Annotated in this window: 16 protein-coding genes and 1 pseudogene; 6 read left to right on the top strand and 11 right to left on the bottom strand. The window is 60.9% G+C overall.

Annotated features, from left to right (window positions below):
- Nucleotides 1-96: 96 nt before the first annotated feature.
- Nucleotides 97-666 carry a GNAT family N-acetyltransferase gene (locus AB4N33_RS25335; protein WP_460120646.1) on the bottom strand — a complete coding sequence of 190 codons (570 nt, stop codon included), beginning with the start codon at nt 664-666 and terminating at the stop codon, nt 97-99.
- An 86-nt stretch (nt 667-752) separates the two neighbouring features.
- Here AB4N33_RS25335 and AB4N33_RS25330 point away from each other — a divergent pair.
- Together AB4N33_RS25330 and AB4N33_RS25325 are read left to right on the top strand one after the other, a co-directional pair.
- Nucleotides 753-1,672, top strand: a pseudogene (locus tag AB4N33_RS25330) (histone deacetylase family protein).
- A gap of 280 nt (nt 1,673-1,952) precedes the next feature.
- A complete protein-coding gene (locus AB4N33_RS25325; protein WP_476458847.1) occupies nt 1,953-3,197 on the top strand; it encodes a TIGR03862 family flavoprotein in 1,245 nt (414 codons plus the stop codon).
- A 77-nt stretch (nt 3,198-3,274) separates the two neighbouring features.
- Here the strand turns inward: AB4N33_RS25325 and AB4N33_RS25320 are convergent, their stop codons facing one another.
- Entirely contained in the window at nt 3,275-4,612 is a 1,338-nt protein-coding gene (locus tag AB4N33_RS25320) for a DEAD/DEAH box helicase (RefSeq protein WP_476458486.1), read from the bottom strand.
- A gap of 54 nt (nt 4,613-4,666) precedes the next feature.
- On the bottom strand, nt 4,667-5,593 hold the full coding sequence (gene yedA, locus AB4N33_RS25315; protein ID WP_476458485.1) for a drug/metabolite exporter YedA: 927 nt from the start codon (nt 5,591-5,593) through the stop codon (nt 4,667-4,669).
- A gap of 163 nt (nt 5,594-5,756) precedes the next feature.
- Here yedA and AB4N33_RS25310 point away from each other — a divergent pair, with 163 nt between their 5' ends.
- Nucleotides 5,757-6,212 (top strand): Lrp/AsnC family transcriptional regulator, encoded by a 456-nt coding sequence (locus AB4N33_RS25310; RefSeq protein WP_460120639.1) that lies wholly within the window; start codon nt 5,757-5,759, stop codon nt 6,210-6,212.
- 33 nt (nt 6,213-6,245) lie between these two features.
- Here AB4N33_RS25310 and AB4N33_RS25305 read toward each other — a convergent pair whose 3' ends face one another.
- The 3 genes from AB4N33_RS25305 to AB4N33_RS25295 all read right to left on the bottom strand — a co-directional run bounded on the left by AB4N33_RS25305 (nt 6,246) and on the right by AB4N33_RS25295 (nt 8,207).
- Nucleotides 6,246-6,857, bottom strand: a complete 612-nt coding sequence (locus tag AB4N33_RS25305) for a 3'-5' exonuclease (RefSeq protein WP_476458484.1) — start codon at nt 6,855-6,857, stop codon at nt 6,246-6,248.
- A gap of 21 nt (nt 6,858-6,878) precedes the next feature.
- Nucleotides 6,879-7,358, bottom strand: coding sequence for a LabA-like NYN domain-containing protein (locus AB4N33_RS25300; RefSeq protein WP_460120636.1), 480 nt, complete (start codon nt 7,356-7,358; stop codon nt 6,879-6,881).
- Between the two features lie 120 nt (nt 7,359-7,478).
- Nucleotides 7,479-8,207 carry a DUF2076 domain-containing protein gene (locus tag AB4N33_RS25295; RefSeq protein WP_476458483.1) on the bottom strand — a complete coding sequence of 243 codons (729 nt, stop codon included), beginning with the start codon at nt 8,205-8,207 and terminating at the stop codon, nt 7,479-7,481.
- 178 nt (nt 8,208-8,385) lie between these two features.
- On the opposite strand from AB4N33_RS25295, the gene AB4N33_RS25290 reads away from it, so the two are divergent.
- Nucleotides 8,386-9,060, top strand: a complete 675-nt coding sequence (locus AB4N33_RS25290; protein ID WP_460120632.1) for a YciC family protein — start codon at nt 8,386-8,388, stop codon at nt 9,058-9,060.
- A gap of 73 nt (nt 9,061-9,133) precedes the next feature.
- A complete protein-coding gene (locus AB4N33_RS25285) occupies nt 9,134-10,213 on the top strand; it encodes an endonuclease/exonuclease/phosphatase family protein (protein ID WP_460140865.1) in 1,080 nt (359 codons plus the stop codon).
- 132 nt (nt 10,214-10,345) lie between these two features.
- Here the strand turns inward: AB4N33_RS25285 and AB4N33_RS25280 are convergent, their stop codons facing one another.
- From AB4N33_RS25280 to AB4N33_RS25270, 3 genes are read right to left on the bottom strand one after another with little or no spacing between them, the layout of a single operon-like run.
- On the bottom strand, nt 10,346-11,182 hold the full coding sequence (locus tag AB4N33_RS25280) for an ABC transporter ATP-binding protein (RefSeq protein WP_460120628.1): 837 nt from the start codon (nt 11,180-11,182) through the stop codon (nt 10,346-10,348).
- The gene (locus AB4N33_RS25275; protein WP_460140864.1) at nt 11,170-11,973 is read right to left on the bottom strand and encodes an ABC transporter permease; all 804 of its coding nucleotides are present in this window, start codon (nt 11,971-11,973) and stop codon (nt 11,170-11,172) included. Before AB4N33_RS25275 ends, AB4N33_RS25280 begins: the two co-directional genes overlap by 13 nt.
- Nucleotides 11,974-11,982: 9 nt before the next feature.
- On the bottom strand, nt 11,983-12,969 hold the full coding sequence (locus tag AB4N33_RS25270; RefSeq protein WP_460120624.1) for an ABC transporter substrate-binding protein: 987 nt from the start codon (nt 12,967-12,969) through the stop codon (nt 11,983-11,985).
- A 364-nt stretch (nt 12,970-13,333) separates the two neighbouring features.
- Between AB4N33_RS25270 and AB4N33_RS25265 the strand changes: the two genes are divergently transcribed.
- Nucleotides 13,334-14,469, top strand: a protein-coding gene (locus AB4N33_RS25265) for an IS3 family transposase (RefSeq protein WP_460140388.1) whose coding sequence is annotated in 2 segments (ribosomal slippage) — nt 13,334-13,583 and nt 13,583-14,469 — 1,137 coding nt in all. Because the reading frame shifts where the segments join, the coding sequence is not laid out codon by codon here.
- Nucleotides 14,470-14,576: 107 nt separating this feature from the next.
- On the opposite strand, the gene AB4N33_RS25260 is transcribed toward AB4N33_RS25265, so the two are convergent.
- Entirely contained in the window at nt 14,577-15,947 is a 1,371-nt protein-coding gene (locus AB4N33_RS25260; protein ID WP_476458482.1) for an aspartate aminotransferase family protein, read from the bottom strand.
- A gap of 19 nt (nt 15,948-15,966) precedes the next feature.
- Nucleotides 15,967-17,457 (bottom strand): aldehyde dehydrogenase, encoded by a 1,491-nt coding sequence (locus AB4N33_RS25255; protein ID WP_476458481.1) that lies wholly within the window; start codon nt 17,455-17,457, stop codon nt 15,967-15,969.
- Between the last annotated feature and the right edge of the window lie 73 nt (nt 17,458-17,530).

The raw sequence follows: 17,530 nt of genomic DNA, 5'->3' as shown, positions 1-17,530 counted from the left end.
CTCACACAACGCAATGCCGCGCAGTCTCGGCTGCAACGGCCCATTCAGGTTCTGGCCGGGGCCATCATGGGTGCCATTGTAAACGTCCGGGCCGGCTTAGCCATGCAAGGTTTGCAGCCATTGCTCACGGCTGATGCGGTACAACACATGGTGGCGCAGAGGATGGCCCGCCGCGAGTTTGGGGTGCTCGAAGTCATCTGCCGGATCATGCCGCATACCGATCGCCTGCATGACTTTTTCCGAGGGCGTGTTGGTCGCGCTGGTAAACGACACCACCTCGTCCAGCGCGAGACGGTCAAAACCGCAGCGCAGAGCGGTCCAGGCCGCTTCACTGGCGTACCCCAGGCCCCAGTGTTCACGGGCCAGGCGCCAGCCGATTTCGATGGCGGGAGTGAATGGCGCATCGAAACCCACCACACCCAAACCGGTAAACCCGATGAATGCTCCGGTGTCCTTGCGCTCCAGCGCCCAAAGACCAAAACCGTGCTCGGCAAAATGCCCCCGCACCCGGCCAATCAGCGAAGCGCTTTCCAATCGACTCAGGGGAGCGGGAAAATAGCGCATCACTTGAGGATCAGCGCACATCGCCGCAAACGCCGGCAAATCCTCGTCACGCCACTGGCGCAGCAACAATCGCGCACTCTCAAGTTCCAGTATTGGCTCCAATCGTGTTCTCCCCTTCCCATGTCACCAGTCTACAACGCTGGTAGGATCCTTCCTGCATTCCTGCCCGCCGTTCTGAAAATCCTGCTATGCCGATGCCGTTGATCTACCACGAAGACTACAGCCCCGAGTTCCCGGCGGAACACCGCTTCCCGATGGACAAGTTCCGCCTGCTGCGCGATCACCTGGTGGACAGCGGGTTGACCCGGGACGAAGACCTGCTGCGTCCGGAACTCTGTCCACCCGAGATTCTCGCCCTCGCACATGACGCTGCCTATATCGAACGCTACATGAGCGGCGAGTTGTCCCGAGAGGACCAGCGGCGCCTCGGCCTGCCCTGGACCGAAGCCCTGGCCAGGCGCACGGTGCGTGCGGTCGGCGGCTCGGTGCTGGCCGCTGAGCAGGCGCTGGAGCATGGCCTGGCCTGCCACTTGGCTGGCGGCACGCACCATGCGCATTACGACTACCCGGCGGGGTTTTGTATCTTCAATGACCTCGCTGTGATCAGCCATTACCTGCTGGAAAGCGGCCGAGTGAACCGGGTGCTGATCTTCGACTGTGATGTGCATCAGGGCGACGGAACCGCACGCATCCTGCACAACACCCCGGACGCGATCACCGTCTCCCTGCATTGCGAAAAAACTTTCCTGCACGCAAGGCCGAAAGCGACTGGGACATCCCACTGCCCAAGGGAATGGGCGATGCTGACTACCTGAAAATTGTCGATGACACGCTTAATTATCTGCTGCCGTTGTATCAACCGGATCTGGTGCTGTACGACGCCGGTGTCGACGTGCACAAGGATGACGCGCTCGGTTACTTGAAGCTGACAGACGAAGGCGTGGCTGCACGGGATGAAAGCGTGATGCGTCATTGCCTGGGGAGGGATATCCCGGTGATGGGGGTTATCGGCGGTGGCTACAGTCAGGATCGCAAGGCGCTGGCGCGGCGTCACGGCATTCTCCACCATAGCGCGCAGCGGGTTTGGACGTCATCAGGTTGTCACTGAGTTGTGGATGCGTTACCCACAATGGCTGTGGAGCTGCCTGTGGATAAGCTGAGAGAAAGGTCACCCAGACCCTATGAATCAAGGCCTCCACTGCAGCGATCATTTTTTGATCACCTCATGTAATCCACTGATTCCTGTGGGAGCGGGCTTGCCCGCGATGAGGCCATCCCATACAACATCTGCGCTGTGCGACAGGCCGCTATCGCGAGCATGCTCGCTCCTACAGGGTTTATGTGCTGCTAGAATGCCCGGCTTATTCCGCCAGACCGCAGCACTGCCCATGACCCTCCCCCACACGCCCCTCTCCCAGGTCGCCATCATCGGCGGCGGTCCCGCTGGCCTCATGGCCGCAGAGGTACTGAGCCAGGCTGGGATCAAGGTCGATCTGTACGACGGCATGCCTTCTGTGGGGCGAAAATTCCTGTTGGCCGGGGTCGGCGGCATGAACATCACCCATTCCGAAGCCTATCCGGCGTTTCTCTCGCGATACGCCGAGCGTGCACCGCAGATTGCCCCGTTGCTGCGCGCCTTCGGCGCCGAGGCGCTGTGCCAGTGGATTCACGACCTGGGTATCGAAACCTTTGTCGGCAGCTCCGGCAGGGTGTTTCCGACCGACATGAAAGCCGCCCCGCTGCTGCGCGCCTGGCTCAAACGCCTGCGCGACAGCGGCGTAGTTATCCACACCCGCCACCGTTGGCTCGGGTGGGACGAGCACGGGAGCTTGCTTATCCACAGCCCCAACGGCGAAACAACCGTCCAGGCTGACGCCACCCTGCTCGCTCTTGGCGGCGGGAGTTGGGCACGCCTGGGCTCGGATGGCGCCTGGATGCTGCAACTGGAGAAGCACGGCGTAGGACTGGCGCCCCTGCAGCCGAGCAACTGCGGGTTCGAAGTGCAGGCTTGGAGCGAGTTGATGGTCAGCAAATTCGCCGGCGCTCCACTGAAGAACATCGCCATTGGGCTGAACGACGACATTCCTCGGCTTGGCGAATGCGTGATCACGGCCACCGGCATCGAAGGCAGCCTGATCTATGCGCTGTCGGCACCGATCCGCGAAGCCATCAACCATCACGGGGCGGCAACCATTCACCTGGACCTGTTGCCGAATCGACCTGTGGATAAAGTCATCGCAGCCCTCAGCAAACCACGCGGCTCCCGCTCGATGTCCAAGCATCTGCACAGTCAACTGGGCATCGACGGCGTGAAAGCGGCGCTGCTTCGGGAACTGACTGGCGCCGAATGTTTTGCCGATCCAGCCTTGCTGGCCAGGGCGATCAAGGCGCTGCCGCTGACGCTGGTGAAAACCCGTCCGCTGGACGAAGCCATCAGCAGCGCCGGTGGCGTGCAATTCGAGTCGATGGATGAGCGATTGATGCTCAAGCAGTTGCCGGGCGTGTTCTGCGCCGGGGAAATGCTCGACTGGGAAGCGCCGACGGGGGGGTATCTGTTGACCGCCTGTTTCGCCAGTGGACGTGCAGCAGGGTTGGGGATGGTGGAGTGGGTGAGGAGCAGCTGCAAGCTATAAGCTATAAGCTGCAAGCTGCAAGCTGCAAGCTGCAAGCGGAGCGCACTCGTCTAGCAGCTTGCAGCTTGTAGCTGCCGTCAAGGCTTCCTCTTACGCGGCCCCGTATTGAACACCGGCACTTTGCGCACAGGCTTGATCGAAGGTTCCACCGGTGCGGCGTCTCCGCTGTCCACCCACTTACCCAGATTGCGCTTGCCGCCACCACCGGAAACCTTCGGCTTCTTCGGTTTTTTCGGCTTTTTGATCACCTGGCCGCTCGCATCGGTGTCCGGCACCCGATGCTCTGGTTCGAACTCCGGTTCGTTCTGACGCTTCAAGGTCTGACGGGTCAACATCTCGATAGCCGACAGCAGATTCACTTCATCGGCGCACACCAGCGAAATCGCCTCGCCGGTCGAGCCCGCACGGCCGGTGCGGCCAATTCGATGGATGTAATCCTCGGCCACGATCGGCAGGTCAAAATTGACCACCAACGGCAGGTCTTCGATATCCAGCCCCCGGGCGGCGACGTCAGTGGCCACCAGGATCTGCACTTCGCTGGCCTTGAACCGGTCCAGTGCGCGCTGGCGGGTCGCCTGCGGCTTGTCGCCATGGATGCCGTCGGCGTTAACGCCAAGGCCCTGGAGTTTTTCCACCAATGCGTCCACACCATTGCGAGTCTTGGCAAACACCAGCACCTGCTTCCATTTGCCCTTGCGCATCAAATGCACAAACAGCTCCGGCTTGCGCTTTTTGTCTACCGTCACCACCCACTGCTTGACGGTGTTGGCCGCGACGTTGCGCGGGCTCACTTCAATGCTCAGCGGGTCATTGAGCATTTGCCCGGCGAGCAGGCGAATGGCATCGGAGAAGGTCGCGGAGAACAGCAGGGTCTGACGTTTTTTCGGCAGCGCCCTGTAAATGTTCGCCAGTTCCTCGGAAAAGCCCAGGTCGAGCATGCGGTCGGCTTCGTCCAGGACCAGGGTTTGCAGCTGGTTGAATTTCAGCGCGTTCTGGCGGAACAGATCGAGCAAACGGCCCGGGGTCGCGACCAGGAGGTCGACGCCGCCGCGCAGTTTCATCATTTGCGGGTTGATGCTGACACCGCCGTACACCGCATAGGTGCGCAACGGCAGGTTCTCGGCGTACTGGCGCACGGCTTCGTGAACCTGTTCTGCCAGTTCACGGGTCGGCACCAGGATCAGCGCACGGACCGAGTTCGCGGTGACTTTCGGACCTTCCATGGCCAGCATTTGCAGGAGCGGCAAGGCGAAACCGGCGGTCTTGCCGGTGCCGGTCTGGGCCGCGGCCATCAGGTCACGACCGGCCAGCACCGCCGGAATGGCTTGCGCCTGGACCGGCGTCGGAGTCTGGTAGCCAAGCGTCTCGAGAGAGCGCAACAAGGGTTCGATCAGGCCAAGGTTGGCGAAAGTCATGGGATTACCGTAGGAAAATTCAGCGCGCGAGTGTGCAATGCCGCGCAGTTTACCCTAATTCACACCCGATTCTGCCTGCGCTACCGCTGCCGGTCGCTGCGGAGCCCGGCGCCACTGCGGCAAACCGATCAACACTACGGCGCTGATGATCACCAGCATGGCCAACGCCTCCTCGATGCCGATGCTTTCGCCGGCGAATACGATCCCCAGCAACACCGCCACCGCCGGGTTGACGTAGGCATAACTGGTGGCCGCTGCCGGACGCACATTTTTCAGCAGGTACATGTAGGCGTTGAAGGCGATGATCGAGCCGAAGACGGTGAGGTAGGCCAGTGCCGCCCACCCTTCGATCGGCGGCATGGCAGGCAGGTGCTCACCGCTCACCGCGCTGCCGATCAGCAGTACCAGGCCGCCCACCAGCATTTCCACGGCACTGGCCATCGCCCCTTGAGGCAGCGGCAGGTGCTTGCTCCAGACCGAACCGAAGGCCCAGGTGGCCGCCGCAAAGATCAGCAACATCGCGCCCAGCGGGCTCGATTGCAGGTTGGAACCCAGGTTCAACATGGCGATGCCGATCAGGCCAAGCACAATTCCGGCCCATTCCAGACGAGTGTTACGGGCGCCCCAGAAATATCCGCACAGCAAAGTGAACAGCGGCACCGTGGCCACCGCCAATGCGGCAACGCCTGACGCGACGCCGGTATGCTCGGCCACGCTCACCGCGCCGTTACCGCAACTGAGCAGCAAAACCCCGATGATCCCTGCCGCTTTCCACTGCGCCCAGGTGGGCGCCGGCACCCCGCGCCAGCGCAAGTAGCCATACATCAAAGTCCCGGCAATCACGAAACGAATCCCGGCAAGCAGCAGCGGTGGCCAATATTCAATACCGATGCGGATCACCAGGTAAGTCGAGCCCCAAATCACGTACAGCGCGAAAAAGGCGGCGATCAACGGTAGAGGGAAGCGACGCGGGGCAGACATGGGAGTAGCTCGCAGGCAAGGCAGGTGAATGGCTATTCTAGAAAGGCCAACGAGTAAAAATAAGTTACAAAACCTGTTTATAGCGCCGGTACACTTTTCAAATCACGGAGATCAACGCTATAAACCGTGCTTTCGAAAGTCAGTCACTTTCTGGAGTTCCACCATGGACAAATACGACCGCATGCTGCTCGGCGCCCTGCTGGAAAACGGTCGTGCGTCCTACGCCGACCTCGCGCGCAAGGTGAACCTGTCCGCTCCCGCCGTCGCCGAGCGTGTGGCCAAACTCGAGGCCTGCGGGGTCATCACCGGCTATCAGGCGAAAGTCGACATGGCCAAGCTCGGGCTGCCGATCCAGTGCGTCATCGAACTGCGCCTGAACCAGCACGGCAATCAAAAAGCCTACGACGACCTGATCAAAATCCCACAACTGACCGAATGCCACCGGGTCACCGGCGATCCGTGCGTGATCATGCAGGCAGCGGTGGGTTCGATGCCGGAACTGGAGGAGTTGATCAACAGGATCGCCAAGTTCGGGTTCAGCAAGACGTCAATCGTGCTGTCCAGCGCCATCGAGAAGCGTGTGCCGTTGGGGCATATCGAAGGCAACGGCAAAGCCTGAAGCGACACAGTAACGGTGGGAGCCGTGTTGCGGTCAGAAACCCCGGTGCCGCTTCAGATGCTCATTGATCTTCGCCGCCGGCACTTTCTGCAATTTGCACAGCAAATCGTGGGACAGTTCGCGCAGCCCATGCTTGCCCCGCAACTCATCCGCCAGGTGCGCAGTGAGGTTCGCCGCCATCTCGGCGTCGGCCATGGCCCGGTGGGCCTTGCCGGTGTGGGGCAGGTTGGCGTAGGTGTTGAGGGTGCCGAGCTTGTGGTTGGGCGCCGCGGGCATCAGGCGGCGGGCCAGCAGCAGCGAGCAGGCAAAGTTCTGCAACCGGGTGCGTTTGATCCGCCCCAGTTCAAAGTCCCAGAACTTCTGGTCGAACGCGGCGTTGTGCGCCAGCAGCGGTGTGATGCCAACAAACTCGTTGACCTCGTTCATGACCTGTTCAGCCGACGGTGCGCTGCGCAGCATGGCATTGCTGATTCCGGTGAGTTGTTCGATGAAGGCCGGGACGCGCACGCCGGCATTCATCAGGCTTTGGTAACGCTCGACGATACGCCCCCGTTCAAGGATAACCACGGCAATTTCCGTGGCCCGGCAACTGCTGCTCGGGGAGATACCCGTGGTTTCAAAGTCGATGACTGCGATGCGTTCCAACCTGTTTCAGCTCCGTATTGATCAATTCTTGAGCAGCAAGGCGCCTTCGATGGGCACGTAGCGGGTGGCGGCGCGAATCAGCGAGTTGGCCGTCAGGCCCGGTACGCCATAAGCCACCGCTTGCACCCCGTGCTTGCTGATGATGCGCTCGAGCAGCATGTCGAAATCACCGTCACCGGAAGCCAGCACCACTTCGTCAACGTGATCGGCCGCGTCCATGATGTCCAGGGTGATGCCCACGTCCCAGTCGCCCTTGGCCGAGCCGTCGCTGCGCTGGATGTAGGGTTTGAGCTTCACGGTGAACCCGAGATTGCGCAGGATCTGCTGGAATTGCTGCTGCTTGCTGTCGCCCCGGTCGATCGCATAGGCATAGGCCTCGACGATCTCACCCTGTTTGCTGACATCAGCCCACAGCGCGGCGTAGTTGAAGTGGCAACCATAGGCCTGACGCACGGTGTAATAGAGGTTTTGAACGTCGGCGAACACCGCAATTTTTTTCACCGGTTGTCCTCAAGGCTGAATCAGCCACCTGGCACTAAAAGTTGCCCAGTATGCCAGCCTGAAGGAATGTTCCGCGAATAATCAGCCTGGAGCGCCGCAGCGCTCCAGACGAATGGCGTTTCAGACGTAGGAATCGTCGTCGCCAAAAGAATCGTCACCGCTGTAATCAGCGTCGGAATAACCACCCTGATCGTAGGCATTGTCAGCCACACGCTGATCATCGCCCCAACCCCCGCTGTCGCGCTGGTCGTTGACCTGAGCAGGCTCCTCGCGGATCACTTCGACCACGTCCGGCTGCTGGTTGTGGTGGAAAAGGCTGCTGATGCCCTGCGCCAGCATTACACCACCCGCGACACCGGCGGCCGTTTTAAGCGCGCCACCGAGAAAACCACTGCCCGCGGGCGCTTGCGGCGCGTAGTTGGAGGGCGGAGCTGCGTAGGTCTGTTGAGGCGGTGGCGGGTTGAACGACGAACGCCCTGGCTCACGCCAGCCGCCGCTGGAGGGCGGAGCACTGGGTGCCGGTGCTTCCCGGGAGCTGCCCCCAAAGATACTCGACAGGAAGCCTCCCCCACTCGACGGCGTAGCAGGTGCCTGCGCCTTGGCCGATTGCAGCTCAGCTTGCAATTGCCGGACTTGTTCCTCGAGTTGCTTGTTCTGCCCGTCGAGGCTTTTGATCGCCGCTTCCTGTACCAGGATCGCCTGGGTCATGAAATAACCCGCCGTCGGTTGGCGAGTCAGGTGCTCCTTGATCCGCGCCTCGGCCTGAGCATCGCGCGGGGCTGCGTCCGCTTCGGCTTGTTGCAGCCGGGAAAACAGTCCATCGATCAGGGTTTGTTCTTCGCTGTTCATGGCGACCTCTTAGATTGCCTGGGAAATCAGTGCCCTTCTCCTGAGAGGATACGGTGCCTGACCTTAATGGAGGCTGAAACAACTTGATTCAATATCCTTTACCGAACGTTTACGTATGCGCCCCAAGCGCTCGCATCGGTTAAAGTGGGCCACTGCTTCCCACCTGCGATACCGACTGATGAATCCGTTCGACGTACTGCGCGACTCTTTGTATTTCTTCAAACGCAATCTGAAACAGATCGTGCAGCTGTGCCTGCCACTGGTGATTTTCGAGGCACTGCTGCAACAGGTGGTTGATCGCTCCACCGAGCCAGACAGCTTCCCGGGCATCAGCGTGATCGTCGGCTTGCTGGTGTATCCGCTGTACACCGCCGCACTGATCCTGTTTCTCGATGCTCGCAGCCGTGGTGAATCACCGCGCAACCGCGATTTGCTGGCGATGTCGGCGAGCCTGTGGCCGCGCTTTGCCCTGCTGACGGCGCTCAATACCCTGCTGATTCTGCTCGGCTTGTCCCTGTATTTCCTGCCGGGTATCTGGCTGATGGTGGCACTCGCCTTTGGCGAGTATTTGCTGGTCCTGCGTGGCATGGCGCCTCTGGCGGCGATGAAAGCCAGCCTGCGGCTGACGCGCGGCCATTTCCTGCGCATCCTGGTGTGCATTCTGTGTGTGATGGGGCCGTTGTGGGTACTCAAGGGCGTGACCCTGCAGGTGTATCCGGAGCCGCAAAACCCGGTGATTTCCTTGCTGATCGACAGCGCTCACAGCTTTTTGCAGTTATTTACCAGTGTGGTGTTGTTTCGCCTGTTCATGTTGATCAGCGATGTTCCCGAGAAAGTCGACCGTCCGCTGTAAGCACTCGACGGATGGGCAGGCCGTTTTCCCTCGGTTATGCTCGGGCCTTCTTTTGTAACGCTATAAGCGAGCCATGACCCGTCTACTGCGCTACACCCTGCTGGTCCTGCTGGTTGCCAGCGGCCTGATCGCCCTGCTGATCTACAGCCTGACCTGGCGCCCCGAGGCCCGGGAAATACTGCCGGTCAGTTGCAACGCCAAGGCGCCGACACTGGTGCCCGGCCAAGCGTTGAAAGTCATGACCTGGAACGTCCAGTACCTGGCTGGCAAGCGCTATGTCTTCTGGAATGACCTGGCGGCCGGCCCCGACGAACGCCCGACGGACGCCGACATGGCCTTCAGCCTCGATGAGGTGGCACGTGTGGTGCGTGACGAGCAGCCCGACATCGTGCTGTTGCAGGAACTCGACGATGGCGCCAAGGCCAGCGATTACCAGAACCAGCTCAAACTGCTTCAGGAGCGGGTCGCCGACCTGTACCCATGCAGCACCCATGCCTTCGATTGGAAAGCCGATTTCGTGCCGTTGCCACCCATCTTCGGCAGTGTCGGCCGGCAACTGGCCACACTCAGCCGCTATCAGATCGAGCATGCCGAACGCTTGCAATTGCCGGTAGCTCCCGCCAATTTCATCAGCCGCCAGTTCAATCCGAGGAATGCCCTTCAGGTGAATTACCTGCCGCAGAGCGACGGCAGCCAGCTGGCGGTACTCAACACTCATCTGGATCGCACCCGGCAGCCTGACGACACGCTGCAAAAACAGGTTGCTTCAGTGGCCAAGGTCCTCGACAAGCTCGAAAGCCGTGGCACACCGTGGTTGATTGGCGGCGACTTCAACCTGCTGCCGCTGGGCCAGTATCGACGCCTGCCCAGCGAACAACGCACGCCCTACTCCGCCGACAGCGCCTTGCACTTGCTGTGGGACAAGTACCCGATGATCCCGACCAACAACGAAGCCGGCGGGATCGACCGGGCGCGATGGCTGACGCATTACCCCAATGACCCGGGGTTGAGCGGCCCGGACCGCACCGTTGACTACCTGTTCTACAGCCCGCGGATCAAACGAGTCGCGGCGACGGTGCGGCAGGACGATACCCTGCGCATATCCGATCACCTACCGGTGATCGGGCGGTTTCTGTTGCCAGCGGCACCGTAGTGGAACTCCACAAAGGCCCTGTGGGAGCGGGCTTGCCCGCGATGGCGGCAGTAGTTTCAACATTGATGTGACTGAACCACCGCTATCGCGGGCAAGCCCGCTCCCACAAGGGAAGGCCTGTGGATCTGGAAATCAATGCACCTCCTCCAGGTCATCATGCAGCAGGCCGAAAATGTTGCGTTTCATCTCGATGAATGAGCGCTCCATGACCATGTCCAGGGTTCGCGGACGCTCGATCGGCACGTCGAGGATCTGCTTGATCCGCCCCGGGCGCGCGCCCATCACATAGACGCGGTCACCCAGCAAAATGGCCTCGTCGATGTCATGGGTGACAAACAGCACGGTCTTTTTGCTGTTGCCCCAGACCCGCAACAACAGCTGCTGCATTTGCAGGCGTGTCTGGCTGTCGAGAGCGCCGAAGGGCTCGTCCATCAGCAGAATCTGCGGGTCGTTGGCCAACGCCCGGGCAATCGCCACCCGTTGCATCATCCCGCCGGAAAGTTGCTTGGCATAGTTGTCGGCGAAGCCGGTGAGGCCAACTTCATTGACGTAGTAATCCACGATTTCCTTGCGCCGGGCCGCCGGCATGCCCCGCCGCTTGAGGCCAAACTCGACGTTCTGACGCACAGTCAGCCACGGGAACAGCGTGTAGCTCTGGAACACCATGCCACGGTCCGCACCGGGGCCGTGCACTTGCTGGCCACCGACGTAGATCTCGCCTTCGGTAGGCTCGTTCAGGCCGGCGGTGAGATACAGCAGACTCGATTTCCCACACCCCGAAGGTCCCACCAGCACGGCGAACTGCTGGTCCGGGACCTCGAACGACACTTGATCCAACGCGGTGAACACGCCACCGCCGGGTTTCTGGTATCGCAGGCTGACCTTGTCCACCTGCAAGCGCGGCGCGCCGTGCGAGGGCGTCGCCATCGGCGTGACGAGTCGTGGGTTGACGGCGGTTACTGAGCCCATGCGGTAATCCTCAGGCGAAGGAATCGGAACAGTTGATCGGTGACCAGGCCCAACAAGCCGATGATCGCGATGGCGAGGAAAATCACGTCCACCTGGAAACCGCGCATGGCTTTGAGACTCAGGTAGCCCAGGCCACTGGAAGCTGCTACCAGCTCGGCGACCACCAGGTAGGTCCAGGCCCAGCCCATGGTCACGCGCAGGGTATCGAGCACGCCCGGCAACGACGCAGGGGCGATCACGTGCAACACCGCATCACGACGGTTGGAGCCCAGGGTGTAAGAAGCGTTGATCAGGTCTTTGGAGATGCCCTTCGACACGTCCGCAATCATCACCAGTTGCTGGAAGAACACCCCGAAGATGATCACCGACACCCGCTGTTCCAGGCCGATGCCGATCCACAGAATGAACAGCGGCACGAACGAGGTGACTGGCAGGTAGCGGATGAAATTCACCAGCGGCTCGAGGAACGCCTGGACGATGCGGAAACTGCCCATCAGCAAGCCCACCGGCACCGCCACCAGCGACGAGATGATGAAACCGACCATGACCACTTCGACGCTCGCCCATACATGCTGGCCGAGCGTGCCATCGCGGCCCAGGCGGAAGGCGGCCTCGACCACCGCGCCGGGGGTCGGCAGGAACATGCCGGGCACCACGCCACCATACGACAAGCCGGCCCACAGCCCCACCAACAGCACCCAGGCCAACCCGCTCGCGCTCCAGACCACCGACACCGGCAGACCGGTCTTGGGCGTAATACAGCGGCTCAACCACGATTTGCGCTTGAACATGGGAACCTCCTACAGCGGACTGACGAAGCGGTTGTCGACCAGATCGTCATTGCTGACGTTGTAGGGTTTGCCCTGCAACTCACTCGCGGTCTCATTGGCCAGTTTGATCAGGGGTGCGCTGTCGCCCGGTTTACCCGGTGAGCCGAGGAGTTTTTCACTCATGGCTTGATCGTAGAAACGCACGCCCTGGGCGGCGGCTTCCAGCTCCTTCGGATCGGCGAGGTAACCACCGACACCCTTGGCCATGATTTTGTAGGCTTCCTGCGGATGGTCCTTGGTGTATTGCACCGCCTTGTAAAGCCCAGCCACCAGCGCCTTGACGTCTTCGGGCTGCTTCTCGATCACTGTGCAGTTGAGCGCAACGACGTCAACGATCACCCCCGGCGTACTGCTGCTGTCGATCAGCACCTTGCCCTGCTGCTTGTCACGCACCATCGACAGGTGCGGCTCCCAGGTCACGGCGGCCGGCACGCGACCGGCGATGAACGCGGTGGCGGCGTCGTCAGCGGTCATGTTCTGCACGGTGATGTCACTCATGCTCATGCCCTGTTTCTTCAGCAGGTACGACAGCCAGAACTGCGAGGTCGACCCCTCGTTCACCGCCACAGACTTGCCCTTGAGCTCTTGCAGGCTCTTGACGTCCTTGCCTACGAGCACGCCGTCGCCGCCATGGCTGTCGTCCAGTGCGGCCACGGCCTTGAAGCAGAACTGCGGACGGTACTTGAGCACTTCATCGATGGTCGACGCCGAGCCGGACAATTCACCGGACGCTTGCGCGGCCATGTACATCGACGCCTCTTCCACCACAGGCAATTCGACGGTCAGGCCGGCTTCCTTGAAATAGCCCAGATCCCGGGCCAGGTAGAGCGTGCCGTAGCCAACCCAAGTGGTATGACCGATGGACAGGGTGCCGGCCTGGGCGCCGCTCGCGACCGTGGCAGCAAGGGCGGTGACCGCCAGTGGACGGGCAACGCCGGTAAGCAAGGACTTGATCATGGAGCACTCCCAAAGCTGTTGATTTAGTTTTGTCATGGGCAGTACGACCAGCAGCGTCGGGTTGCGCTGTCGCCTGGGGTCTCTGCTGGACTTGAGGGCGTACAGCATTCGGCTGACTGGCGAGATCGATGTTGGACCAAGGGCGGGCGCAGGAAAATTAGGAAATATGTCGGTGGGAGTGATGAAAAAACTGGGTAGTGTGCGCGGGAATGGGGCGGGGTGATTGGGGATGCACAGGGTGGGGGCAAAAAGCTGAAAAATGTGCTGAATCGACTACCTTATCGCGAGCAAGCTGAACTGGCCTAATGATTTTGGACACTTCAATCGGGCGCTATGATAGCGCCCAAATCTGAGGTGTTTGGATATGCGTAAATCCTATTCGAGTGAGTTCAAGCTCAAGGCTGCCAGCATGGTGTTGGATGAAGGTCAGCCGGTTACCGAAGTCTGTGCCAGCCTGGATATCGGCCCCACAGCCCTGCGCCGTTGGGTTGATCAAGTGCAAAAAGAGCGCTTGGGCTCGACTCCGGTGGGGGCCAAGGCGATTACCGCTGATCAACGAGAAATCCAGAGACTCAAAGCTCTGCTCAGAGAGAAAGACCTGGATATCGAAATCCTAAAAAAGGCCAGTGCTCTCCTGCTTTTGGACGCCAAAGATCATTCACGCTGATCGATGAGCTGGGCGAGCAGTACGGCGTTAAAAAGTGTTGCCGGGCGTTTGGGGGCAACCGCAGTAGCTTTTACGCCTGGCGCCAGCGCCAAGGCAGAGCAAATCCTGAACGGGACAAGCTCAAAGCCGCGCTGGTCAGGCACCACAAGGCGTCCAGAGAGTCGGCCGGCGCACGTACTTTGTCCAAGGAGCTACAAGCCAAAGGGCATCGTATCGGGCGTTATATGGCTCGCAGTTTGATGCGCGAAGCTGGCATCGCTAGTCGTCAGCGCCGGCGCCATAAGTACAAGTCGCCGGGTGTGGAGGCCTTGGTGGCGCCGCACGTGCTCAAGCGAAAATTTGATGTGACGGCGGTTAATCAGGTGTGGTGTGGCGACGTGACATACATCAAGGTCGGCAAGCGGTGGATGTACTTCGCCGCCGTTTTGGATCTGTACGCTCGCAGGATCGTAGGGTGGTCGTTTTCGATGATTTCTGATGCCAACCTGACCTGCGAAGCGCTACGCATGGCGGTTGAGCTGCGCGGCCATCCCCAGGATGTGTTGTTTCATTCTGATCAAGGTTGCCAGTACACCAGCCATAAATTCCGAAATGCGCTTGTGAAACATCGGTTCAGGCAAAGTATGAGCCGTAAAGGCGAGTGCTGGGACAATGCCCCGATGGAGCGTTTCTTTGGTAGTTTGAAGTCCGAGTGGGTGCCTGAAACGGGCTACAAACTGGAGCATGAGGCCCGGGCAGATGTGCAGCGCTATGTCTCGCGCTACAACATCAGCAGGCCTCACAGCTATAACGACTACAGGTCGCCGGTCGTGAAGGAAAGATTGGCGGCGTGAACCGTAATCAGTGTCCAAGATTACTTGACCAGTTCAAGCCCGCTCCCACATTGGAACTGTGGGAGCGGGCTTGCTCGCGATAAGGTCCGCAGGACCTTCCTGCTATCTCAGAGCCGACCATACTCCTGCGCGGTGCGATCCACCGCCTTCAGCGTCTTGCCGACCAGCTCGTCGATCTCCTCGCGGCTGGCGATCAGGGCCGGCGCCATGATCATCCGTCCCAGTGTCGAGCGAATGATCACCCCCTCCTCGAAGCCGATGGTGCGGCAGCGCCAGGCAATGTCATTCTCGTTGGCGAAGCGCTTGCGGCTGGCTTTGTCTTCGGCCAGTTGCAACGCTGCAACCAGGCCCGTGCCCTGGATATCGCCCACCAGCGGGTGGTTGCCGAACACCTCGCGCAGGCACTGTTGCAGGTAGGGGCCGATGTCGTCCTTGACCCGCGTCACCACGCCTTCGTCGCGCAATGCCTTGAGATTGGCAATGGCCACCGCCGCCGCAACCGGGTGCCCGGAATAGGTCAAGCCGTGAGCGAATACGCCGCCCCGCTCCACCAGCACCTCCGCCATTTTCTTCGACAGGATCAGGCCGCCCATGGGGATGTAGCCGGAGGTCAGGCCCTTGGCGATCGACAGGGTGTCCGGCTCGAACCCGAAGTATTCGTGGGCGAACCATTCGCCGGTACGACCAAAACCACCGATCACTTCATCGGCACAGAGCAGCACGTCGTACTTGCGGCAGATCCGCTGGATTTCCGGCCAGTAGCTTTCTGGCGGGAAGATCATCCCGCCCGCACCCTGGAACGGTTCGGCGATGAAGCCGGCCACCTTGTCCGCGCCCAGTTCCAGGATCTTCGCTTCCAGTTGCTGCGCCGCCCGCAGACCGAACTCGGCGGGCGTGAGGTTGCCTTCGTGAGCGAAGAAGTAAGGTTCATCGATGTGCTCGATGTCCGGCAACATGCCACCCATTTCGTGCATGAACTTCATGCCACCAAGCGCCGTCGCGGCCAGGGTGGAGCCGTGGTAACCGTTCCAGCGCCCGATCATGATTTTCTTCTCGGGCTTGCCGAGGATTGTCCAGTAGCGGCGCACGGTGCGGATCAGCACCTCGTTGGCCTCGGAGCCGGAGTTGGTGTAGATCGCGTGGCTGTAGTGCCCCGGCAGCAGGCTGAACAAAAGCTCGGAGAGCTCGATCACCTGCGGGTGGGTGGTGTGGAAAAACATGTTGTAGTACGGCAACTGCTCAAGCTGCCGGGCGGCCGCTGCCGCCAGGTCCTGGCGACCGTAGCCAAGGTTGGTGCACCACAGCCCGGACATGCCATCGAGGTAACGTCGACCATCGTTGTCCCACAGGTGCAGGCGTTCGCCTCGGACCATTACGCGGGGTCCCTCGTCGTTGAGGGCCTTCTGGTCGACGAAGGCGTGGATGTGATGCGCGGCATCGGCAGCCTGGTAATCGCGGGTTTCACGTGGGGTGGTCATCGCCAGTTCTCCGTTCTTGTCAGCGAAGTTGAAACCAGGTGGTCTTCAACTGGGTGTATTTATCGAATGAGTGCAACGACAGGTCACGGCCGAACCCGGACTGTTTGCCGCCACCGAAAGGCACGGTCACGTCCAGGGCATCGACGCAGTTCACCGACACCGTACCTGCGCGCAATTGCCGGGCCACACGGTGTGCGCGATTGAGGTTGTCGGTCCACAACGAGGCGGCCAGGCCATAAACGCTGTCGTTGGCCAATTGCAAGGCGTGTGCCTCGTCATCGAACGGCGTAATGGCCAGCACTGGGCCGAACACCTCCTCTCGAAACAGCGCCATGTCCGGGCTGACGTGGGTAAAGATGGTCGGCTGGATGAAGTTGTCGCAGCCGTTGAACATCGCCTGTCGACCGCCGCACACCCGGGTGGCGCCCTGGCGTTCGGCCTGCTCGATGAACTGCATGATGCGTGCAGTCTGGCGGCTGTCGACGATGGCGCCAGCGCGACTCGACGGATCCAGCGGATCGCCCGGTAACCAGCTCTCGGCCTTGGCCTTGAGGCGTTCCACGAACGCGTCGTGGATCGAGCGCTCTACCAGCAAGCGCGAGTTGGCCGAGCAGACTTCGCCCTGATTGAAGAAGATGCCAAACGCAGCTTTCTCTGCCGCAAGGTCCAGGTCCTGGCAATCGGCGAACACCAGGTTGGCGCTCTTGCCGCCGCATTCGAGCCACACCTGCTTGAGGTTCGACTGCGCGGAATACTGCATGAAATACTTGCCGACCTCGGTGGAGCCGGTGAACACCAGGCAGTCGACGTCAGGGTGCAGACCCAGGGCTTTGCCCGCCTGCTCGCCCAGGCCCGGTAGAACGTTCAATACCCCAGGGGGCAACCCGGCTTCCAGCGCCAGTTCGCCCAGGCGCAGGGCGGAGAACGGTGATTGCTCGGCGGGCTTGAGGATTACGGAGTTTCCAGCAGCCAAGGCCGGGGCGAGTTTCCACGCAGCCATGTCCAGCGGAAAATTCCACGGCACCACGGCGGCGACCACACCCAGCGCTTCGCGGGTGATGGTGGCCAATACGTTCTGCGCACTCGGCGCGACCTGGTCGTAGAGTTTGTCGAGGCTTTCGGCATACCAGCGAAATACACCGGCGGCGCCCGGCACGTCGATGTTGTAGGCGTCCATCACCGGCTTGCCCATGCTCAGCGAGTCCAGCAGTGCCAGCTCTTCGCGATGTTCCAGGATAAGCTCGGCCAAGCGCAGCAGCACTTGCTTGCGTTCAGCCGGCGAGCACGCCGCCCAGGTGCCCGCCTCGAACGCCTGCCGCGCGTTGCTCACTGCAATGTCTGCGTCCTCAAACCCGCAGGCCGCCACATCGGCCAAGCGTTGCCCCGTGGCGGGATTGATCGCCGCGAAAGTCTGGCCGGACTGCGCCGCACGCAGTTTGCCTTCGATCAGGGCCTGGTAGGGAAACGCCAGTGTCGCGGCTTTCTTTTGCCAATATGCAAGCTCGAACACGTTCAAATGCTCCATGGGCTTTGATGTGCATCGATAGTCGCTCAGGCCCGAGTCAAGCAAAAATAGTAAAAAT

This window comes from Pseudomonas sp. S1_E05, from assembly GCF_056337105.1.
The sequence above is the reverse complement of the archived record's forward strand: the minus strand, read 5'-3'. Positions and strand labels throughout refer to the sequence as shown.